Raw genomic sequence first — 23,292 nt, 5'->3', positions numbered from 1 at the left:
AATAAACTTTGATTACAAATATTTTTTCAATATTCGTAAAGATAGCAATAATATATAAAAAAACAAGAAACCAAATACAATTATATGATATAGCACACTTGAATTATAATGTTTCCTATCCGACAAAGACGTAGACAGAGACTCATGATACAACTATAGTTCCGGAATGCCACATTCTAGATTTGCACGTATAAAGATAAGCTACAGTAAATATACATATAAAAAGGCCTGGTTCTATTGTGGCGATATCACACAATATGAAACCAGGCCTTTTTTATTATTTGCTTTCAGGCATCATAACCAATACCCTATAATTATTCTGTTTCATAACTTTGCCGACATATTCCGAAAGGTCTTTTGGAGTGACAGACAAAATTACCTCTTCAGCATTAACAAATACTTCAGACGGTTTTAGTTCGTTGCCTGCTATCATTGAACACCAATAACTATTGGTATGTTCGTTTTCTGCGTACTGCTTAACCATAAATTCCTTCACCTTGTCAAGCTCCTCTGTAGGAGTTTCCTTTGCCAGTTTTTCAAACTCACTGCGGATTATTTCCAGTGCACGGTCTTTCTTTTCAGGCTTAACCTGGAATATAGTCTGATATGTAACTGACATTTCAGACAGCCTGTCCTGTGAGCCTTGAGTATATATACTGTAAACAGCACCTTCCTTTTCGCGAACCTCAGTCAAAAGACGAGTAGAGATTATCTGAGCCGACATTGAAGCCATCAGTCTGTTCTTGAATGAGTAAGGCATCTTTCCGCTGATTACAACTGCCGCACTTCCCTGAGGAACTTCCATCTTCATTGTAAAATCTTTTTCTTCACTTCCAGGCTTGATTTCTACAGCACTGTCATATTTAACCTTTTGTTTCTTTCCTTTCACCGATGGTAATGAAGCTATATACTGTTCTACCAGTGTTTTCAGTTCGGCCTCATCAAAGTTACCGCTAAACACGAATGTAAAGTCTGCTGCATTAGCAAGTTGCTCACGTATGATAGAAAGGATATTTTCGCGATTTGCTTTCTCTATATCACTAACTCCTAGAACCTGCTTGTTTGGCGAAGTATAAAGGAACTCCTGTACTTTCTTCTGGAATATAAAGTTAGGGTTCTGTTCCTGATTATGAATCAAACCCTTATAAAGATTCTGCATAGCGGCAAATTCATCCTCTGTTACAGTAAGTCCTGTGAAAGTCATGTATATCATCTCCATATATGTCTTCAAGTCCTTTGGAGTGGTGTTTCCATAAAGATTACGTACATAATCATCGAAAGAGACATTCAGAGAAACCTGTTTACCAGCCATCAGTTTTGTCAAATCAGAATTGGTAAAGTTACCCAAACCATGCTGCTGAAGCACTAATGGCATAAACATCAAATCAGCAGTCTTGTCGTTTCCATAGACTGAAGTACCGCCTTTTGCCACAGCCATCATATTTATCTCATCAGCCTTGAAGTCAGTTTTCTTCAATATGACCTTAGCACCGTTTGAAAGAATCCACTCTTTGGCTCCGAAATCAGAAAGTATGTTTTCCTTCACCACCTTTCCGGCTGCCGGCAATTCGCTTACCAGAGGTTCATCTTTCACGTTGTCCACATAAGGAGCAATGTTTTCGGCTTCCACCTGAGAAAGCAATGCGAGTATTTCTTCATCCTTAGGACAGGACTCACCCTCACGTGCAGGCATCATACCGAGAACAACCAGGTTCTTGTCCGAAACAATCTGCGAGAACACCTGATTTACGGCTTCTACAGGTATCTGGTTCACAATCATACTCATCATCTGATATTCTGTCTCTATACCAGGTATAGGTTTCTTGTCAATGAAGTTGCGCACATACGATTCAGCAAGAGTCTTGTTTTCCTGCTGGTTGCGGTTGTTGTATGCCTTTTCAAGCTGAGAAAGATATTCTGTGCGGCAACGTGCATACTCAGTGGCAGTAAATCCTCCCCTCTTTGCACGGAGAGCCTCACGATAGACAGCCTTCAATCCTTCGTCAAAACTGTTACCTTTAGGTATCATTGCCAGCTGAAAGGCCTGTTTAGTCTTTGCCATAATAAATTCACCGTAAAATGCGGAAGCTACTGCAAACGGAGCATCTGCCTTCTGTCCCTGTTCGTTCAGTCTTATCTGAAGCATCATCTGGGCCATATCAAGCAGATAAGCGGTTGTAATATCAGCCATTGTACCTTTCAATGAATCAGGCAGGGCATCATACTTGAACATAATCTGAGCCACATACTTATCCTGCTCCTTATCCGAGCCGAAAGCTACAATAGGCTTTTCATTGTCCGCCACCGGGTAGTAAACCCTCTCAGCCGGATTTACAGGTTTCTCAATCTTTGAGAACAGTTCCTTGATCTTGCCTTCTATGCGGTCCACATCAATGTCACCCACCACTACTATACCCTGCAGGTCTGGACGGTACCACTTCTCATAATAATCACGCAAAGCCTGATGTGGAAAATTACCCACCACTTCCATTGTTCCTATAGGAAGACGGTGTCCGTATCTGCTGTCAGGATATATCTCAGGAAGCAGTTTCTCCATTATTCTCATATTTGGAGGTAGCTGGCTTCTCCATTCCTCGTGTATAACCGAACGTTCCTCGTCTATCTCCTTACCTTCGAGCAACAGACCGTCAGCCCAGTCGGACAGAATCATCAAGCATGAATCCTGTACCCCGATACGCTCTGTAGGTACACTGGAGATACGATATACAGTTTCGTCAATGCTGGTATAGGCATTCAGATTATAACCGAACTTCACGCCTACAGACTCCAGCCATTTAATCATCGAGTTTCCCGGGAAGTTCTTTGTTCCGTTGAAACACATATGTTCAAGGAAATGCGCCAAACCGCGCTGGTTATCCTCTTCGAGGATACTACCCACCTTCTGGGCGATATAGAAATCTACCTGATTCTTAGGATATTCATTATGACGGATATAGTATGTAAGTCCGTTATCCAGTTTACCTATTCTCACTTCCTTGTCTACCGGTACCGGAGGCATCTGCTGTGCCATGACATCTACCGGCATGCAAGCAAATCCTGCAATGGCTACAAAAGCCAGTTTAATCATTCTTCTCATAATTTTTATATTGTTTAGTTGTTCTTATGCTGCAAAGGTATACGCAAAAAAAAAGATTAGTTTATGTTATCTTTACGTTAATACATCATTCATCCCTGTATTCCAGAATATCTCCTGGCTGGCAGTCCAGTTCCTTACAGATAGCCTCCAATGTAGAGAAACGTATAGCTTTAGCCTTTCCAGTTTTAAGTATAGAAAGGTTTGCCGGAGTAAGGTCTATGCGTTCGGCCAGTTCACCAAGCGAAATCTTCCGTTTCGCCATCATTACGTCCAAGTTTACTATTATAGGCATATATGTCAGTTTTTAATCTATCAAATGGTCAAATCATTTTCTTCCTTAATTTTCTCTGCTTTGGCAAATATTTCGACAAACAATACCAACAACATTATCAACATCCAAGGGCCTTTCAATCCGAAATCGTCAAAAGAATAACCTGTCGGTAAAGTTATTTCGTTCACCACCTGCACATATTCGAGATATCTTACCAATTCCAAAGATGCAAGAAGTAACATAAAAGAATAGATAAAGAAACGCATACGGCGCACATTCTTTCTGGTAAGGACTTGATTACGACATATATCAACCAGCAGTCTAACCAAGCAATAACAACCATATATAAAGAAAAAAACGAACGGCACTACGAAATTAATAAACTTATAGTAAACGTTATTACTGCGAGAAACATATGTTTCAATACCATTCATCTTATAAGAAACATTTCTCTGCAATTCGATATTATAAATACTGTCCGGCACCAACGTCTTATCAGGAACAACTGACAGGGAAACTGGATTGATATCAGACGAAATATCAGGAACTGCATTCCATCCATCCTTAAATCCCTTAAAACCGTCTGTAGAAGCGAAAAATACGATTATCACTATTACTACAAACCCTAAAATACGTACTGTTTTCATAATCCCAATGTTTATTTGTTGCTATTATTTTAATCGTCTATTACTTGTTTTCAATAATTATTTATCGTTTTTCGATATGCAAATATATATACTATTTTTGATTCACAAAAGAAAAACAAGAAAAATTTATCGAATTTCGATATATTTTTAATTTAATGCGATAAAAGAATGAGTTTTTCAATTATAAAACATACGCAAAAGAAAACGTCCTGTCATTTTAACCAAAACGACAAAGCGTTTTAATCAAAATGACAGGACGTTTTTCAAACAAATTATTTCTATCAGAAACTACCGCCTCCGAGTGCTCTGTAAAGCATCGTGTGAACACGACAGTAGGCAATGTTCAATTCTATTCTTTCCAGTTCACAGTCAAGGTAACGTTCGTCGGCTGAAAGAACATCCAGATAGCCGGCAAAACCTGTCTTGAACAGTTCGTTGGCATTGTAAATAGCGCGATGGTGTATACGGCTTTCTTCCTCCTTAAGAGCCTTACGAAGATTCATCTGTTCGGACGAAGTAATCAGATCTACAACTTCAAGATATGAGCGGAGAACAGTCTCGTGATAGTCAAGCAATGCTATGCGCTGACGTCCGTTCGCCTCTTCCCACAAGGCACGTATTTCATTACGCTTGAATATCGGTGCTGATATTCCTGCTGCCAGATTATAAACCATTGATGCAGGCGAAGCAAACCATTTCTCAAGGCTGAAGGCATTGAATCCTGCCCCTCCCCCAATAACAAGCGAAGGGAAAAAAGCCTTTCGTGCCGCAGATGCATCCGACTTGCATGCCAGGAGTTCCAGTTCGGCAGCAACCACATCAGGACGATTACGCAAAATCTGAGCCGGTATGCCTGTCTCTACAGGAAATGTAAAATCACTGATGGTTTCGAATGACGAACGTTTGATTTCGAAAGGCATACGTCCTAACAGTAATGCAAATGCACGTTCTGTTTCAGCTATCTGCTGTTCGGTATCAAGAAGCATTTCTTCAAGTTTCAGGCGACGGGAACGGAACTGGTCGACAGAGAGTCTGGACTCTTCACCTTCGTTCATCAACTCATTGGCAAGAAGATATGAAGCTCCAGTCTTGCGGATAGCTTCCTCAAGTACATATTGTTTCTTGTCAAGGCCTACAAGTCTGTAATACATATCTGCCACTTCACCTACAAGCATGGTCTGCGCAAGGCGTTGGGCCTCAACAGATTTCATCCAGCGCGACACTGCCGAATGTTTCTTGTCGGTGAGTTTTCCCCATATATCGGCCTCCCACTGGAAGTTCAGACCGAGGTTCAGATTCTTATATGGGTCAGGGATATGCTTGTCCTTGGCCAAATCCGGAGTGTTGGTAGTGCTGTTTCCCACACCGTCCATAGTGTACTCGCCGAAACGCTGTATACCTCCGTCAATGCCCAATGATATCTCTGGGAACAACGCACCCTTCCCGGCTTTCATCTGTGCACGGGCTATGGAAACATTCTCTATAGTCTTAAGGAAAGAATGATTGTTGGCCAGTGCAGAGTCTATATACTCAACAAGATATGCATCAGGGAAAAACTCTTTCCATGAAAGGGAAGCCATTGTGGCTGTATCTGTATCTTCTATAAACGCTTCGGGCAGGTCGAACTTCTCCGTCGGCGTAAGGGAAGGTGCCTTACACCCTCCCATTGCCAGTGCCGAAGCCATAAAAGCTATATATGCAAATTTATTCTTCATCATCTTCTTCTAAATAGCTGACTTTATTGCGGTTAAGATAAACCGACAGTGTTTCAAATACCAAATATAATCCCGGCACAAGGAAGATTCCTACGAATGTACCGATAAACATACCTCCTGCAGCGGCTGTACCGATAGAACGGTTACCCAAAGCTCCGGCTCCTGTAGCAAGCACAAGCGGAATAAGACCGCAGATGAATGCGAACGAAGTCATAAGGATAGGACGCAGACGGCTCACGGCTCCCTTGACAGCAGCTTCGAAAGGTGAAGCACCGGCTGCACGGAACTGGTTTGCCATCTCCACAATAAGGATGGCATTCTTACCCAACAGACCGATAAGCATGACGAGCGCCACCTGGGCGTAGATATTGTTTTCAAGTCCTGCTATCTGGAGGAAGAAGTAAGAACCGAAGATACCAGCAGGCAACGACAGGATAACTGAGAACGGCAGAAGCAAACTCTCATACTGTGCCGCTAGAAGCAGATATACGAACAGAAGACAGATACCGAATATCATGAATGTCTGTCCGCCGGAGTCTTTCTCCTCACGTGTAACACCCGACCATTCAACATCGTAACCGCGAGGAAGAACTTCCTTACAGATTTCTTCTACCACCTTGATTACCTCACCGGTACTTACTCCACCCTCACCTTCACCGGTAATAAGTGCGGAAGTAAACATGTTGTAACGTGTAATCTGGCTAGGACCATAGATACGTTCCATAGTCAGGAAGTTGGAATATGGCACCACATTACCATCGTTATTCTTGGCATAAAGTTTATAAATGTCTTCCGGATTCATACGGTACTCAGGAGAAGCCTGAATCATAACCTTATACATCTGTCCGAAACGGATGAAGTTTGAGGAATAGAAACTTCCGATATATGCCTGAAGAGTTTCCATCGACTTGTCAAGGTCTACACCCAACTTGGCAGCCTTTGCCAAATCCACCTTCAGAAGATACTGAGGGAAGTTAGGGTTAAATCCTGAAGTAACACCCTGTATGCGAGGGTCGGCATTCAATCTCTCTACAAGGGTATTTGCCACTCCGGCAAACTCATGGAAATCGCCCACTGTCTTGTCCTGCAGACGAAGTTCGAAACCGCTGGCATTACCGAAACCAGGAACTGAAGGAGGAAGGAAGAACTGAATGTCAGCATCCTTGATATGCGATACGCGGTCGGCGTATGTACGCATAAGTTCGTCCACTGTCTGCTCTCTTTCATCCCACGGCTTAAGGTTTATCATACCCATACCGTAGCTGGCACCTTCTGTCTCGGTCATAAGACTGTAGCCGGCCAGTGTAGAAATACTCTCAATTTCCTCAAGTGGAAGAAGCGCTGCCTGAACCTGACTCAATGCTTTCTCACTTCGTTCAACAGTTGCCCCCGGAGGTGCATCTACGTTGATATATATCATACCCTGGTCTTCGTTAGGGATAAATCCTGTAGGAAGAACGAGGTTGATACCGTATGTAGCCACGAGGAAAAGCAACAGAGTGAGATATGTGAATGAGCTGCGGCCCAGGTACTTCGAAAGTCCGAGGTTATAACGACGTTCAAAACGTCCATATCCGCGGTTGAACGAAACGAAGAAACGGCGCATGAGAGTGGCTTTCTTCTTTCCGTGAGTGGCCGGACGGAGCAGCATGGCACATAGCGCAGGCGACAGAGTCAAGGCATTGACACCCGAAATAACGATAGCCACAGCAAGTGTAAGCGAGAACTGACGGTAGAAGATACCCACTGTACCTTCCATGAAACCTACAGGCACAAACACGGCCGACATTACAAGAGTAATGGCAACGATAGCACCACCTATTTCCTTCATTGCAGCCACAGAGGCCTTATATGGAGAGAGTTTATCTTCGTGCATCTTCACATGCACTGCCTCTACCACGACTATGGCATTATCCACCACAATACCTATGGCAAGCACAAGGGCAAACAGTGTAAGCATGTTTATAGAGAAGCCCAAAGCCTGCATGAAGAAGAATGTTCCGACAAGTGACACCGGAACGGCTATGGCAGGAATAAGCGTAGAACGGAAGTCCTGAAGGAAGATATATACCACGACGAACACCAAGAGGAAGGCCTCGACAAGTGTTTTCAACACTGATGCAATAGAGGCATCGAGGAAGCGCGACACGTCGTACGCAATGTTATATTCCATACCCGGAGCAAAGCTGCTTTCCTTGATTTCTGCCATACGGGTCTTGATGTTCTTGATGACCTCGCTGGCGTTTGAACCCGGACGCTGCTTAATCATGATAGATGCCGAAGGACGACCGTCTGTCATGGAAATCATATTATAGTCCTCAGAGTCGAATTCAATGGTTGCCACATCCTTGAGTCGAAGGAGCGAACCGTCAGGCATTGCCTTCAATACAATCTCTCCATACTCTTCAGGGGTACTGAACTTACCTGTATACTGCAATACGTACTGCAACTGCTGCGGAAGTTTGTCGGAACTGATACCTGTCTTACCCGGTGCAGCCTCGATGTTCTGACGGCGGATGGCTTCTGTTACATCCTGTGGCACCATGTTATATGCAGCCAGACGGCTAGGGTTAAGCCATACACGCATAGCGTAGTCACGGCTACCCATGATTTCAACAAATCCCACACCATCAATACGTTTCAGCTCGCGGAGGATATTGATATCGGCAAAGTTGTATACGAATTTCTCTGTATGAGTGCTATCAGTACTGAAGATGTTGAGGTACATCAACATACTGTTAACCTCTTTCTCCGTAACCACACCGGCACGGATAACTTCTTCTGGCAACTCATCGAGCACTGTAGTCACACGGTTCTGTACGTTCACCGCAGCCACATCAGGGTCTGTTCCTACCTTGAAATAGATAGTGGTGAGCGACATACCGTCGTTGGTACACACTGTAGTCATATAAGTCATGCCCGGCACACCGTTGATGGCACGTTCAAGCGGAGTTGCTACAGTCTTGGTCATAACATCGGCACTGGCACCCGTGTAGCGGGCAGTTACCGTAACAGAAGGCGGCACGATGTCCGGATACTGAGTGATAGGAAGCGACACGATAGCCAGTACTCCCAGACACACAAATATTACGGAAATAACCGCCGAGAGAATCGGACGACGAATAAATAACTTGAACATAGGCTGAAGAGATTATTCGACGTTTTCCAAATGAAGTTCCTTTCTCACGTCGGCAAACGGAATAGTATCAGTCTTGATATGCATACCGTCGCGAATCATCTGTACACCTTCGTAAACGATAGTTGTGTTCGCACCAAGGTCGTCAGTAATATAGTAGTTATGGTAACGCTCTATAGGATTGAAGCTGCGAACCTTTGCTGTACCTGTGCTGTCTACAAGATATACATATGTAAAATCCTGGATTTCGAAAGTCGATTTCTGAGGAACAAGACAAATATCCTCCATCTTTGTCATAAGACGGATTTTACCGGTAACACCATGTTTAAGAAGTCCTTCGGGATTAGGGAAACGTACACGGAAAGCTATAGAACCCGTACCACGTTCGAAATCACCCTCTACTGTTTCTATGACACCCTTATGCTGATAAACAGTTCCGTCGGCAAGGATAAGTTCCACATTATTAGCCTGCTGTACATCAGCTCCCTGAAGCTGTGCACGACGGATGCGAAGGTATTCACTCTCGTTTACTTTATAATAAGCGAAAATCTCTGAAATGTCGCTCACAGTAGTAAGCAGACTCTCAGGACTTACAAGACTACCAACCTTATAAGGAATACGGTCGGCATAACCGGTGAAAGGTGAAGTGATAGTAGTATATTTCAAATCCATCTGCGCACGCTGCATCTGCGCACGTGCCTGTTCCACCTTCATACGTGCCACTTCGCGTTCCCTCTTTGCCTGCTCCAGGCGGATTGGCGAATAAATCTGCTTGTTTACAAGGCGTTCGATACGTTCCATCTCATAATTAGCCATTTCAAGCTCAGCCTGAGTCTGCTTATAGTTGGCTTCCGATTCTTTCACTGCCTCTGCATAGTTTTCCGAACTCAGACGAAACATAGGCTGTCCTTTTTTTACGAACTCACCTTCGTCTATCAACACCTCTTTGACGTATCCTTCCACCTTTGGTTTTATTTCTACAAACTGTATAGCCTGGATATCAGCCACGTATGTACGCGGCAATTCTACCGTAGTAGGTTGAAGAACTGTTACAGGTATAGAGCCATCGCTTCTCACCTGCTTTGTGCCTGCCTCTTGACAAGCCGGAAGCACCCCTGCCAGTAATGACAGAAGAGCAACCTTCTGAATAGAAATTTTCATAAGATTACGTAATAGAATTTTAAAAAGAAACTATGTGTTTTTTTGAATAAGATTAAATGTAAATCCACAGCCCGACGGTCATGGCATGACAAAGACAGACTCCACTAAATAAGCAAAGCCCTGTACATTATATAAGGATGACAATCCGATATATATAAAGGTAATTTAGATACATAAGGTTGTATATATACACCGTAATGTTCAAAAGAATATACGGGCATAACAAACAAAGAATAAATTAAGTCTGGAAAAAAACGGACTGAAGATGTCCTATAAACCGGATCGGACCACTCTGAATACTGGTTCTGAGAATCATTTATGGAAGATTCGTCATCCATAGAAAGAACTATAGGGGATGCGTCATCACAAACAGTAGCATAAATCATATCATATCCATATACATCGAACTGTATGAGCACTAACATGATCATACAAACAATTCTGGATATATATTTACCTATTGCTTTATGTAAAAACATTACAAAACCCTATCTTTAATCTCTTACAAAATTAATATCTGATAATAATGTATAAAAATATATGTTCAGGTTTTAGTCTGTTTTAACATAAAAAGGATAAAAAGTTAGTTCTTTTTACGTAAAACCTTACAAAAAGACTATATTTTCAGATTTTATAGCTAACTTTGCCTATAAAGAAATAAATAAAAACTAAATTTTATGGAAGAATTAAGCCTGAGCACTCCTGCCCTGCTATTTTCTGCAGTCTCACTCATACTACTGGCATATACCAACAGATTTCTGTCGTACGCACAGCTTGTAAGAACTCTTAAAGAACAATATGTCCAGAAACACTCGGAAGTGACAGCCGCACAGATAGACAATCTGCGCCGCCGGCTTTACCTTACACGGAGCATGCAGGTGCTTGGCATATCCAGCCTGTTTCTCTGCGTAATCACAATGTTTCTGATTTATATAGGATTTCATACAACAGCAGTGTATGTATTCGGCATAGCACTGCTGTTGCTTATAGCATCACTCGGTATTTCTATTTGGGAGATACATATATCCGTAAAGGCACTGGAGATACATCTGAGGGATATGGAAAAATGAAAATTCATTCGCTCACCTCATTTACCACCTCACCGTCGAACAGATTGATTATTCTGTCGGCATAACTTGCATCATGACGTGAATGTGTAACCATCACAATGGTAGTGCCATCCTTATGCAACTCACTCAAAAGAGACATAACCTCTTTACCGTTTTTCGAGTCTAGATTTCCGGTAGGCTCATCGGCAAGGATAAGCTGAGGGTTGGCTACGACTGCACGCGCTATGGCTACACGTTGCTGCTGACCACCGGAAAGCTGCTGCGGGAAATGCTTGGAACGGTGGGATATATCCATACGGTTCATAGCTTCTTCTACCCTCTTTTTTCTTTCCGACGACGGTACTCCCATGTACAAAAGAGGCAATTCTATATTCTCGTACACGTTCAGTTCATCAATAAGGTTAAAGCTCTGGAATACGAAACCTATAACTCCCTTCCTTATATCAGTACGTTGCGATTCCGTGAATTTTGACACTTCCACTCCATTAAGGTAATAAGTTCCGTCAGTAGGGTTATCAAGCAATCCGAGGATGTTGAGCAGTGTAGACTTACCACATCCTGAAGGTCCCATGATAGCCACAAACTCACCTTTCTTTACTTCAATACTTACATTATTCAATGCCCAAGTTTCCACTTCTTCTGTGCGGAATACCTTTTTCAAATTTTCTGTCTTAATCATATTAGTAAAATTTAAAATGTTGTTTTTCTATATTTATTCACTCTTCATTACTTCAGCCGGATTGATATGTGCAGCCTTATTTATCTGATAATATAAAGTCAGCATAGATAAAATCAATACTATCAACAGTGGAATGACAAACAGTCCAAATGTAACAGGTGCCTTTTCTACGAAAGATGCCGTATAATAATAAATGACAATCCATGATACAGGCGCAGCAACAACAAATGCCAACACCAGATTAAGCATATAGCTCTTACCTAATAAAATATACAGGTCTTTAGGCTTGGCACCGTTTACCTTACGGATAGCAATCTCACGATACCTGCGACGAATATCAAACAGAGATATGCCCAACAGTCCCAAACATGATATCACTATAGCGATATATGAGAAAACAGTATATATATGTGCAGTCTCTTTATCTTTCTGATACATTTCTGCCACTATATCGTCAGCCCATTTGTATGTAAAATCCTCAGAGTTATATATTTCTTTCTCAATTTTCGAAGATAGTCTATAACTTCTTTTTCTCTGTCTTTCTTCACTTTTATCATAACATCCCCTTCTGCATCCTTAGCCCCCACAATAAAGATCATAGGTTTGATTCCTTCCGTAAGATGTCCCATATAATAATCCTCAACTACTGCTGAGACCGGGGTCATATCAACTCCGAATTCTATCAATTTATTATCTACAAAAGAAATACTCAAAGGCGACGTGCTCCTTACAAATGCTTCCTTAAGGTCAGTATATCCAAGTAATTTCATCGCAGACCGATTCAATACTATTACATTCTCACCGCCGTAATCTATTCTGTCCGGAAATCCTCCATCAACTATTTCAAGTCCCCAAAAATCAAAAAACTCTATAGAAACAAATTTACTCTGCAACTCAAATGTCTCATCTTTATCATTGACAATAGGTGTAGGACTTCCATCCCATACTGCTGTAGACGAGTTCATCCAACGCTCAATCATAGGACACTCATCCAGCTTTTTACCGACATTCTTTATACGTTCAAAACGTTCTTTCAACTGATTGACTGTAGTACTTTTATAATTAACAATCCTATTGTGATTGTACAACTGTGCAACCATAATCTCATCAGTGTCATATCCATGCGAAGAATTAATCAGATAATCAAAATGACGCTGGAAATATAAGGACAGTATCATAAGAAACAATGTAATAGAATACTGTAAAAACAAGAACACATAACGTGAAAATATCTTTCCGTTTTCTGATATGACCAGACGCATAGATGTTACAGGATTTTTGTAACCATATCTGATATAAAAGAATATAGCCGTAAAGAGAGGCACCAGCAACAATAATCCCAGTGACAAAAACCAGTCAAAACCGGTAACAGGTATTTTCTCTGAAAATAGCCCCTGCCACAATCCGGAAGAAGTTTCTATAATACACCATGAAAGAAATACAGCACACGCGAACAGCAGGAAATTCTCCATCCACATTTCAGTAAAGAGTCCTCTACCGGACAGACCGAAAACTTTCTTTACACCGTATATTTTTCTTCGTTTCTGCATAACGACAGAATAGAGATTGACAAAATTCAATACTCCGACAAGAAATAAAAGAAATACTACACCGGATAACACAAAAACATAGTTTCTGTTTCCAAACCTGAAAAATTTCTCATATTTATCACATATTGAGGTCTCAAAATAAAAATCCTTCCATGAAATGTATCTATACCTCATTTGCATATTACCACTCAGGTTATTCTGTTTCTGCAAATGATATACATTACTTTTCTCATTCTGCTTCTGAATATCGAAACCTGGATTTACACGGATCAGTTCTATATTAAGTTTCCCCCAATCCTGCCTTAACTTTTTAGAGACTAAAGCATCAAAATTGAATGTGGTTTTACATACAGATTGTTCAATAACACCGGACACTGTAAGCATCTTTCCATCAAAATAGATATTTTTGCCTATAGGGGATTCTTTTCCGAACAGTTTCATGGCATAGCCCTCTGTAAGTATAACATCATGAGGACTATCTAAAGAAAGACTTCCTTCCAATACACGATAATTAAAAAAATGGAAGAACGTTGTATCGGCAGCCATCAGATTTGTCTTATAAGCAACGTCATTACTGATTATGGTTGAATTCCTCTCATCTACAAGTTTACATCTGTCTTCTATATACTTTTCATCTACCGAATAATCCTTATTTCCCGGATTTTCTCCAGGATAAATATTACCGTCTATATCCCTTAAAGGAACGATTATGGTGCTTAAATCATTGGCATGAGTATCCACCGTAAGTTCCCTGTGGATATATCGTAACAATATTATACAACAGGCAAGACTCAACGAAAGTCCTATCAGGTTGATAACAGTATATGACTTTGCACGAAGCAAAAAACGAATCGCATATTTAATCTTTATCAATAACATAAATCAAAAAAAGTCATTTCACCTGTAAATATTATATCAATAATCGTGCCAAAGTATTAAATCGCTAACAATCAATAATTTGCCCAAATACGATACATTCTGTTCATGTGCGCTATCGCACGTTTTTGTTACAAATACGCACACATCGCACAATGCAATATATATATCATTTATTCAGTCTTAATAATCTCTGCAGGATTAATATGCATAACCTTATATATCTTATATGCTACAGTAACTAAAACCACAATCAACATTGAAACGAACAAGGCTAAAACCATTCCCCAATCCATATTAATCTGGAAAGTACTATCCATAAAGACAGTTGACGCAAAATAATATACAAAGGGAAATGCAGCAGCAAACGACAAAATATAAATCAACATATATGAACGTCCGAACATAAGAGCTATCTTAACCGGAGAAGCACCGTTTATTTTCCTTATGGCAACCTCCTTCTGTCGTCCGTCCGTATCAAGCGAAATGGCAGAATATATGCTTAGAATCACCAACAGCAGACTGACGAAAGCCAATACATTGACAAGTGTTCCGACTAAACCCACCGTACCAAGCAAGGTCTGTTTTCTGTCGGTTATCGGTTTAATATCCAAAGGTAATGTTTCCGGAACATATTCCCTGCAAATATCTTTCATCTTACCAATCACTTCGTCTGTATCCTTCCCATCAGCAATCTTAAAATAAAAAGTTCCAAAAGGGTTTACCGGGAAGAATGCAGAACCGATTGTACGTGAATCATCTTCATTCTCTCCATACAGGGCCTTATATGTACCAGCTATACGGTATGAAGTACCTTCTATGAAAACCGTTCCGGAAATACTGTCTTTCTCCAATTGTCTCATAAATCTCTCGCTTACATAAACAGCATCTTCCGAATCCATCATTTCACCATGATGAGGAATATTAAAGAACTGAAAGTAATTGGCATTACCCTTTGTAATATTAATAAGAGAATGTGTACCATCAGCCTTAATATATCTTTGTTTTATACGAGAATCCAGCACTCCCCACAAAGTTATCTCATCAACAATCTCCGGCATCTTTCTGAATGCATCAACTACATGCGATATATTCTGCCTCAAACGATATGTACTTGGCTTGAACTCTATAATCCGGGCTTCCTCATCATCAGAAACCGGTCTGTAGACGGAATAGTAAACCTTATTAAAAGCAATGTTTATATACAAAACATTTCCGACAAAGAATATAGCAATACTCAATTGAAGCCACATCATGACAGAACGAAAGACATGCTTATTGTTGTTTATGCGAACATGATAGCCTATACAGGAACGTCGCAAACGCCATACCGGAACATAAACCACAAGTAAACAGATAACAAGAAGGGAAACAAAACACCTTGTCTGCACCCAATATACTTCCGGCAAGTCAATGTATGGCAAATCGTCGGATGAAATATAAGTATGACATGTATCAACTACAATTTCCGTTATAACAAGTGACAGCAGAAATGACACTGTAAGCATGCAGAATACCTCTGAAAACAGAAGCATAAACAATCCCCAGGCATCAGACCCCATACTTTTACGCAAAGCTACTTCCCTCTGTCGGTTATAAAACATCTGTATAGCAAACTTCAGGAAGTTAATCATTCCGGAAAGCAATATGAGCGATGCGACGAACAGTACAATTGAAAAGATTATTGTCATCTGTTTTTTCTTGAAATCATCAGAAAAACTCAAAGCAGACACACTGTAGTCCTTTCCATTATTTACAAATTTAAGATTCTGCAGATTGTCATTAAGCGCAGACAGAGTTGTACCATCACCTAGGAGTGCATACACTTCCATGAATCCCTGAGGAAAAACCATATATGGAAAATAGCAATCTACTCTGGGAAACGCCCAGTTGTCTTCGGCCACATTTACAACCTTGTAATCACGAATCCCCTTGTCGAAATCGTAAACAGATTCCGTCAGATGTATCACAGCCCCAATCGGATTATCTTGACCAAAAGCCTTTTCTGCAAAAGAACGTGATATAACGACTTCATCCTTTTTCTCCGGAATACGGTTACCATACAATAAATCCAATCCATAGAATGAAAAAGTATTTCCGTTTACCACAGAATAGTTTACAATAAAGGGCTTTTCTTCCTGATCCTTATCTATCACATCTATCTCAGCCTGTCTTGACGGAAATTTAACTGTAATATCCGACAATCCATCAATATGAAGATCCTCTATCCGTTCAACATCAACCGGCGTAAACAGACTCCACCGGCCATCTTCATCTTCAAGCTTAAATGTTACAACTTCTTCATCATGCATATTTATCATGCTATTATAAGCATTTATCCAATATGCCACCAATGTATAACATACTATTCCCACAGCAAGACATAATGCTGAAATAAGACTGTGAACCTTATATTTCATCAGGTTCCGAACTGCCACTTTCAAATAATGTAGTATCATAATATTCTTGTTTTATAAATTATTACTCACTCTTGATAACCTCAGCTGGATTTTCGTTGGCAGCCTTCCATATACTCCTCGCTACACAGAGAAGAATAAATGCAGCCATCAGTATAAATAATCCAAAGTATATCCATGCATCCATAGAAGTCTGTTCTACATACTGTTCCAACCATTTCTTCATTACAACAGTCCCTGCCAGGAATGCTATGATACACGACACTGCAAGCATTAAAAGATAATCTTTGAAAAACATCTTCATTATATTGCCTGCCGTTGCACCATTTATTTTCCTTATAGCTATTTCTTTCCTACGTCGCTCACATGACAATGAAACGTGTGAATATACTCCAAACAATGAAATAACAACACATATCATAGATACGAATGACAGCAATTTCATAAGCATCTTTTCTGAAACAAGATATTCTTCGTAAGCTTCATTCGCAGTCTTAATATAACCGAAATTTATACCATTCTTTTCTATATAATCTTTCATACTGTTCCTCAAATCGGAAAGATGCTCCTCATCAAAACTAATCACGTAATCACTACCGTGATCATTACGTCTGTCAAGCGTTATCATATAAGGTTTGACCGGCTGTGTAGGTGGTGAGATATGAAAATCTTTTATCACACCAACCACGGTATAATTATATATCTTCTTTCCTATCGGCTCTGACCAACCGAACATTCTCACCGCAGCCTCATTTATCAATACTGATTTGATATCCTCTTTACCCGTAAGATAATTTCCACGCAACAGTTTGATACCGTAGAAATCAAGGAAGTCACGTCCTTCACGTATTACCTGCAATGTAACCGGTTTCTGTTCTTCGGACTTTCCGTCCCATTCACCTATAGTACTACTGGTAGATGCTCTCTGTGGTAATAATGAATACATTTCCTTTATTTCATGAACGTATGGCAGTTTTCTTAAATAATGTATTATATGTATATCTTTTGGTTGACAATAAAGACAAGCTTTCCATCTCGCTCAAATCTTACTTCATCAGTACTTTTAAGATAATATAATTGCTTGAATAATACTGCCAGACAAAACAATACGGTAACCGATATCATAAACTGTATCACTATGCTACCATTCTGAAACGATAAACCAGACTTTCTCGTGATATTTCCTATTATCTCTTCTGATACAGTTTTCCTGCTAGTATATCTAATCAAAATGACAGCAACCACAACAGATATAATGAGAATGACAAAGAAATACCAGAGTGAAGACAAATAGAAGTTATCTTCTATATCCGCCAGTCTGACAAATTCAGATTTGAGAAGTTCCATCATAGACATACCTATCAGACCACTGAAGAGCATCATTACAACCAGTTCAGTTACAAACATCAATATCAATTCTTTTGTACCGGAACCGCATGATATCCTGAGTGCAATCTCTCTTCGACGAATGTTCATACGAGTAATAAGTATAGAAAAGAAATTAACCAAAGACACAAGTATCACAGTTATTCCTACTACCGAAAACATCTTTATATACGACAAGGAAATGTCATCATATTTATAGAATACCGTATAACGGGACGATGAAAGTTTCTCCAGTAAAAGATTTCTTATAGTATATCCTCCACCATCAGGTACTTCAAGGGGTTTATTCTTCAGCTTTTGAGCAAATACAGAGGCATTAACACCATCTTTCAAACGTAAGCACACATAAAAACCACTTGCCCTATAATCATCTCTGAACTTTTCATCGACACCGATCATAATATCATATCTGAAATTAGAGTGCTTTCCCCAACCTGAAACTACTGCAGAAATCTTTTTCGGTGACTTCCAGAAAAACAAATCTTTTCCAAGTACATTTCTGGTTCCATAAACACGTTCTGCAAACTCTTCTGTTACGGCAACTTCTTCTTGATTATTAAGAAAACTCCAGCTACCGGACAATAGTTTTATATCAAACATATTTATAAAAGCTGAATCAACTATAATCCTCATTGAAAAATCTCCGTTTTGTGGACTTCTTCCAACTACAGCCGGTCCATTCATAAAAGCAGCAGCATCCTCAACCTCAGGAAAATTATTCTTAATATCTCTTGCTACAGGATAATGCGTAACGTCTGAAATATTAGTGAATCCATGATCTGACTTTTTATATACCACATACATCCTATCCGAGTCACGATGAAATGTATCATAACTCAACTCATACCTTATCCATATCATGGAAAAGGCAAAACACACGAAACCTACAGCGATACCTAATATGCTGATTATATTCTGTACCTTATAACGTATCAGGCTGCGTAAAGCCATCTTTAAATAATGCAGTATCATTGAAATTCTTGATTTACATGAAACAGTCGTTTTTATAATTCTTTATAATCAAAAACCGTGCCATACGCATAACACACTGAATATGTGAATTATACACAAAAATAAGACATACGAAAAGCGTGCGTATCCGCACATTATCATTGCGAATTCGCACGCTTCACACGGTAAATATATCGTTTTTCACTTTATTCTGCTACTATCCAACGGTCGATATTTCTTGTCTCAGCACTGAAATTAACCCCTATCTTATAAACCTTACGGCCATCAGATATGAAAGGAAGAGCATAGTTTCGGGATTCAATTTGAGCTATGGCATCCTCGGCACTGCCTTCAAACTTGAATTCCATTACATAGATATACTGTGGAGTTTTAACTACCATATCTATCCTGCCTTGAGAAGTGTGATACTCGGCATGAGTATAAAAGCCCATAAGACGGAAAACTATGAAAAGAACATTCTGGTAATGAAGCTCTGTGTCGCGGATCAACTCGTATGGAGTGTCAGAAAAGAGACTTTGAAGACGTTCCATGAAACTGTCGATCTTTCCTTTTTCCAGTTCCTTGATGAAATTCATTATATGGAAGCTGGTATTCCTGCCATGCATATTCATATAGCTGGGCATAAGGAAGTTAAGGAATCCCTGTTCAACCTCCTCGTTAGGAAAACCAAGTATATAATTCTTAAAACGTTCGTCATACTCCTTTATCGTCAGATATCCGCTCTGGAAGAACAAAGGAATAGGATTGGTGTTTATTGTCTCAAGCCCTGTAAGCTCATCTGCTGTTGCTTCTGCATTGCCTGTCAGGTCACTCAGAAGGTAATTGTTCTTCTGAAGGAGTTTTACGAGTATGGTCGGGGTACCGGTTGAAAACCAGTAGTTTTCTATTTTCATTGAAGCGAATGTATTCAACACACTGAAGGGATTGTACATTCCTTCGCTATTGCCGGTAAAATGATAACCGTCATATTTTTTCTGAAGAAGACCACACGTTTCTTCGTAACTTAAATTCATATTTACCGACAATTCGCGTATGTCTGATTCAAAATAAGTTATCAATTCTGTTTCGCTGATACCACACAATGATGCAAACTCATTCTCCATCGTTATATCACGGAGATTATTCAAATCACTGAAAATGCTTACCCTGCTGAACCTGGTCACTCCCGTAAGGAGAGCAAAGCGGATATACTTGTCACACGACTTCAGATTACCGTAAAAGGATTTCAGAATACTTCGGTACTCGGACTGAAGTTCCTCATTATCCAATGATTGAATAAGAGGTTTGTCATACTCGTCAATAAGAATTACTACACCGCGACCGGTCTGCTCCGATGCACGTCTGATAAGTCCGGCAAATCTCAACGAAAGGGATTCCTCCGAAGGCTCACTTCCGTATATCCTTTCCCATCTCACAAGATAATTATTAAGTACACCTTCAAGCCGTTTGCGGGAATTATACTCTTCATTATTCAAATCTATATGAAAGATGGGATATTCATCCCAGTCCTTTTCAAGGCTCTCTATTGCAAGTCCATGGAATAAATCTTTCCTACCCTCAAAATAAGATTCAAGAGTGGAAATCATCAGACTCTTACCGAAACGGCGCGGACGACCAAAAAAGTAATATCCTCCTGTAGAGACAAGACGATATATAAGCGCAGTCTTGTCGACATAAACAAAACCACCCTTACGAAGTTTCTCGAAGTTCTGGATTCCTATGGGATATAATCTGTTCATATAAAGTCTGTTTTTTTGAATGAGGCATCGCACTTGTTTCTACAAAGATAGTATAAAGTGAGAAAATGTGCAATCTATTCACTCTTTATAATCTCAGCAGGATTAATTCTCGCTATATTTTTTATTCGGACATAAACTGTCATAGTAATGAGCAACACCACAAACAACAATATTCCTCCGTAAAACAATATACCTGTATCTATAAAAGAATAATACATATTGCTGAACATTCGTAACAGGAATTCCACTATAGGAAATGCTATAGCCACAGTAACGATAACCAACACTATATAAAGCCTTGCAAAAATCAATACTATCTGACGAGCTCCTGCTCCGTTTATCTTCCTTATAGCCATTTCCTTACGGCGGTATTCGGTGTCGAGAGTTATAGCTGAATAGATACCCAGCACAGAGATGATAAGTGCTATTATTGACATAAAGAGTACAATACCTCTCAGTTTGAATTCAACAGCATGTTCCTCATATATATCATCCATCATTGTAGACACGGAGACTTCAATACTTTCCGGCAAAGCATCCTTCATTACAGATTTTATTGACGAAACCGCTTCTTCCAAACGATTGGTAGAACATTTAACATAACAATGTCCTATGTAATCAGAAAAATCGGAGGGTACAAACATAAAACCGTTTAATTCCCTACCAGAATAATTAGACGATACAAAAGGAGCTGATATACCTACAAGTGTATATCCTTTATTATAGTCATACAAAACTTTCCCTAATTGAATATCCTTGTTTATACGTTTGGCAAGTACCTCGTCTATTATCATCTCGTCCAATGTTTTCTGCTCATTACCGGATATTATGCCTATATTCATAAATCGGAAAAAGCTCGGTGATACACGCATTACATTTGCATCGACAGAATTTTCTCTTTCCTCTGTCAGATAAAGGCCTGTTCCTGAAACTCCCTGCAGGTAATTAATATCTGAAATAATGATATCTTCCACACCCGGACATAGTTTGAACTTGTCTATCAATACCTTTTTGGTGTTATTATCCATAAAAGAATAATCGAGTGAAACACTAAGGATTCGTTCTTTATCGGCTTTTGACAACGTTCCGAAAACAGAATTGTTTGTATTTGCAGATTGCATGTACAATGCCGTTGCAAGCGAAATAAATATCAGACTGATAAACAGCTGCATTCCCAATGATAAATTTCTCAACCTGTGCCTGCCATATCTTCTGGTGACTGTGTTAAGTTTCTGAGTGACAAACGACCGTCTCACTTTTACTATTACAAACAACGATATAACCATACACAACACCATGATGCCAATAAGATAAGTAAAAGTCTGCCACATCAGTAAATACGGATCTATGACAATGCTGAAACGTACCAGTGTAAGACTAAGGAACGGAGAAAGCAGCTCTATGATAAGATAAGTAACGAATGCCGACAAAAATATAGAAACACTTATCTGTACGAAAAACATCAGAAACATATCTTTAAATCCTGCACCGTTCACCCTACGAATGTTACATTCTTTCGCACGTATAAGGAAAGAGCCAATTATGAAATGAAAGAAATTGAGCAGACCAACAACCAATACCAATATTCCGGCTACAAGAGTAATATTTGCAAAATATCGTGCAATACCTTTGCTACTCCAAAAATAAGTTCCGAAAACACCGCCAGATACTCCCCTTTTCTCATTAAAGATTTCAAAATCAAGCTTCCTTTCATCTAATTCTTTAATAAAACTTTGTACCGAACCGGCATCTTCTACCAATGCGAATGTATGAACAGCCATAAGAGGAAAGTTCGTTTCTTTAACTTGTCCTTCTGTATCATTAATAACCAAAGCATCCGTTTTACGCAAAAAGTTCAAACTGTTATTTAATGGTAAATCTTTGGCTACCGCCTGTATCACATAACTTATTCCTCCCTCACGGGGTGTACTGAATGGTGAAGTATATAAACGTCTGTTTAAAACCATACGTTTACCTATTGATTTTTCGGCAGAACCAAAAATGCGTCTGGCTGTACTTTCAAAAAGAATTACTGAATTAGGGCTTTGTATTGCATTTTTCCAACTGCCATGCAATATTTCCGGAGTAAAGACTTCTTTAAAACAAGAATCAGTCTCCATAAACATCAAATTATAAGGCAATAATTTACCTCCAGAAACCTCAATGTCATACGAACGTTCATTCGCTCTTGCAACTCCACAAAATGCTTTTGCATTCAAGTTTTGGTTTCTCAAAAACGAAGGTAAACTTCCTGAAGTCATACTACTGAAATTATTCTCTGAACGTTCCAAGTATAATTCAACTATCCTGTCCTTATTCCTGAAACAATCATCAGTACTGAATATATACCTGCTACAATAAAGGCAGACACTAAAGCAAAACAACGACATAGCCAGTCCGAATATGGCTATAATGTTCTGCATCTTGAATTTCATCAAGCTGCGTACAGCTACTTTCAAATAATGTAATATCATATCCAAAGTCATTTAATTTAAATAACACACCAGTACAAAACTGACGTATTCCTAAAATTCATAATATGTTCTCATAGTAAATATAATCAAAAATCATGCCAA

15 protein-coding genes are annotated in these 23,292 nt (G+C 39.7%); 1 reads left to right on the top strand and 14 read right to left on the bottom strand.

Features of this window, described 5'->3' with window-relative positions:
* Positions 1 to 277 precede the first annotated feature (277 nt).
* The 6 genes from I6E11_RS07025 to I6E11_RS07000 form a co-directional block, all read right to left on the bottom strand.
* A complete protein-coding gene (locus I6E11_RS07025) occupies positions 278 to 3,097 on the bottom strand; it encodes a M16 family metallopeptidase (protein WP_235337305.1) in 2,820 nt (939 codons plus the stop codon).
* A gap of 85 nt (positions 3,098 to 3,182) precedes the next feature.
* The gene (locus tag I6E11_RS07020) at positions 3,183 to 3,389 is read right to left on the bottom strand and encodes a helix-turn-helix domain-containing protein (RefSeq protein WP_204390448.1); all 207 of its coding nucleotides are present in this window, start codon (positions 3,387 to 3,389) and stop codon (positions 3,183 to 3,185) included.
* Positions 3,390 to 3,409: 20 nt separating this feature from the next.
* A complete protein-coding gene (locus tag I6E11_RS07015; protein WP_235337303.1) occupies positions 3,410 to 4,015 on the bottom strand; it encodes a DUF2975 domain-containing protein in 606 nt (201 codons plus the stop codon).
* Positions 4,016 to 4,296: 281 nt separating this feature from the next.
* Positions 4,297 to 5,733 carry an efflux transporter outer membrane subunit gene (locus I6E11_RS07010; protein WP_235337301.1) on the bottom strand — a complete coding sequence of 479 codons (1,437 nt, stop codon included), beginning with the start codon at positions 5,731 to 5,733 and terminating at the stop codon, positions 4,297 to 4,299.
* A complete protein-coding gene (locus tag I6E11_RS07005) occupies positions 5,720 to 8,869 on the bottom strand; it encodes an efflux RND transporter permease subunit (protein ID WP_235337299.1) in 3,150 nt (1,049 codons plus the stop codon). Before I6E11_RS07005 ends, I6E11_RS07010 begins: the two co-directional genes overlap by 14 nt.
* Before the next feature lie 12 nt (positions 8,870 to 8,881).
* Positions 8,882 to 10,027, bottom strand: a complete 1,146-nt coding sequence (locus I6E11_RS07000; RefSeq protein WP_235337298.1) for an efflux RND transporter periplasmic adaptor subunit — start codon at positions 10,025 to 10,027, stop codon at positions 8,882 to 8,884.
* Positions 10,028 to 10,704: 677 nt separating this feature from the next.
* Between I6E11_RS07000 and I6E11_RS06995 the strand changes: the two genes are divergently transcribed.
* On the top strand, positions 10,705 to 11,097 hold the full coding sequence (locus I6E11_RS06995; RefSeq protein WP_235337296.1) for a DUF2721 domain-containing protein: 393 nt from the start codon (positions 10,705 to 10,707) through the stop codon (positions 11,095 to 11,097).
* 4 nt (positions 11,098 to 11,101) lie between these two features.
* On the opposite strand, the gene I6E11_RS06990 is transcribed toward I6E11_RS06995, so the two are convergent.
* The 8 genes from I6E11_RS06990 to I6E11_RS06955 all read right to left on the bottom strand — a co-directional run bounded on the left by I6E11_RS06990 (position 11,102) and on the right by I6E11_RS06955 (position 23,190).
* Complete coding sequence (locus I6E11_RS06990; protein WP_204402279.1) at positions 11,102 to 11,776, bottom strand: ABC transporter ATP-binding protein; 675 nt, start codon at positions 11,774 to 11,776, stop codon at positions 11,102 to 11,104.
* A 33-nt stretch (positions 11,777 to 11,809) separates the two neighbouring features.
* Positions 11,810 to 12,214: an ABC transporter permease gene (locus tag I6E11_RS06985; protein ID WP_235337295.1), complete on the bottom strand. Its 405-nt coding sequence runs from the start codon at positions 12,212 to 12,214 to the stop codon at positions 11,810 to 11,812.
* A gap of 8 nt (positions 12,215 to 12,222) precedes the next feature.
* Positions 12,223 to 14,205: an ABC transporter permease gene (locus tag I6E11_RS06980; RefSeq protein WP_235337293.1), complete on the bottom strand. Its 1,983-nt coding sequence runs from the start codon at positions 14,203 to 14,205 to the stop codon at positions 12,223 to 12,225.
* A 170-nt stretch (positions 14,206 to 14,375) separates the two neighbouring features.
* On the bottom strand, positions 14,376 to 16,661 hold the full coding sequence (locus I6E11_RS06975) for an ABC transporter permease (protein WP_235337291.1): 2,286 nt from the start codon (positions 16,659 to 16,661) through the stop codon (positions 14,376 to 14,378).
* Positions 16,662 to 16,683: 22 nt separating this feature from the next.
* Positions 16,684 to 17,565, bottom strand: coding sequence for an ABC transporter permease (locus tag I6E11_RS06970; protein WP_235337289.1), 882 nt, complete (start codon positions 17,563 to 17,565; stop codon positions 16,684 to 16,686).
* A 44-nt stretch (positions 17,566 to 17,609) separates the two neighbouring features.
* Positions 17,610 to 18,977, bottom strand: a complete 1,368-nt coding sequence (locus tag I6E11_RS06965; protein ID WP_235337287.1) for an ABC transporter permease — start codon at positions 18,975 to 18,977, stop codon at positions 17,610 to 17,612.
* A gap of 185 nt (positions 18,978 to 19,162) precedes the next feature.
* A complete protein-coding gene (locus I6E11_RS06960) occupies positions 19,163 to 20,716 on the bottom strand; it encodes an ATP-binding protein (RefSeq protein ID WP_235337285.1) in 1,554 nt (517 codons plus the stop codon).
* Between the two features lie 74 nt (positions 20,717 to 20,790).
* Entirely contained in the window at positions 20,791 to 23,190 is a 2,400-nt protein-coding gene (locus I6E11_RS06955) for an ABC transporter permease (RefSeq protein ID WP_235337284.1), read from the bottom strand.
* Between the last annotated feature and the right edge of the window lie 102 nt (positions 23,191 to 23,292).

Source organism: Bacteroides caecigallinarum, assembly GCF_021531075.1.
Lineage (GTDB): Bacteria > Bacteroidota > Bacteroidia > Bacteroidales > Bacteroidaceae > Phocaeicola > Phocaeicola caecigallinarum_B.
Note: the sequence above shows the minus strand (reverse complement) of the source record. Positions and strands in the feature narration are given on the sequence as shown.

Bases quoted from the DNA above. Each gene is read 5' to 3' on its own strand.
- I6E11_RS07025 (WP_235337305.1), bottom strand. From the start codon at position 3,097: ATGAGAAGAATGATTAAACTGGCTTTTGTAGCCATTGCAGGATTTGCT.
- I6E11_RS07020 (WP_204390448.1), bottom strand. From the start codon at position 3,389: ATGCCTATAATAGTAAACTTGGACGTAATGATGGCGAAACGGAAGATT.
- I6E11_RS07015 (WP_235337303.1), bottom strand. From the start codon at position 4,015: ATGAAAACAGTACGTATTTTAGGGTTTGTAGTAATAGTGATAATCGTA.
- I6E11_RS07010 (WP_235337301.1), bottom strand. From the start codon at position 5,733: ATGATGAAGAATAAATTTGCATATATAGCTTTTATGGCTTCGGCACTG.
- I6E11_RS07005 (WP_235337299.1), bottom strand. From the start codon at position 8,869: ATGTTCAAGTTATTTATTCGTCGTCCGATTCTCTCGGCGGTTATTTCC.
- I6E11_RS07000 (WP_235337298.1), bottom strand. From the start codon at position 10,027: ATGAAAATTTCTATTCAGAAGGTTGCTCTTCTGTCATTACTGGCAGGG.
- I6E11_RS06995 (WP_235337296.1), top strand. From the start codon at position 10,705: ATGGAAGAATTAAGCCTGAGCACTCCTGCCCTGCTATTTTCTGCAGTC.
- I6E11_RS06990 (WP_204402279.1), bottom strand. From the start codon at position 11,776: ATGATTAAGACAGAAAATTTGAAAAAGGTATTCCGCACAGAAGAAGTG.
- I6E11_RS06985 (WP_235337295.1), bottom strand. From the start codon at position 12,214: ATGTATCAGAAAGATAAAGAGACTGCACATATATATACTGTTTTCTCA.
- I6E11_RS06980 (WP_235337293.1), bottom strand. From the start codon at position 14,205: ATGTTATTGATAAAGATTAAATATGCGATTCGTTTTTTGCTTCGTGCA.
- I6E11_RS06975 (WP_235337291.1), bottom strand. From the start codon at position 16,661: ATGATACTACATTATTTGAAAGTGGCAGTTCGGAACCTGATGAAATAT.
- I6E11_RS06970 (WP_235337289.1), bottom strand. From the start codon at position 17,565: ATGTATTCATTATTACCACAGAGAGCATCTACCAGTAGTACTATAGGT.
- I6E11_RS06965 (WP_235337287.1), bottom strand. From the start codon at position 18,977: ATGATACTGCATTATTTAAAGATGGCTTTACGCAGCCTGATACGTTAT.
- I6E11_RS06960 (WP_235337285.1), bottom strand. From the start codon at position 20,716: ATGAACAGATTATATCCCATAGGAATCCAGAACTTCGAGAAACTTCGT.
- I6E11_RS06955 (WP_235337284.1), bottom strand. From the start codon at position 23,190: ATGATATTACATTATTTGAAAGTAGCTGTACGCAGCTTGATGAAATTC.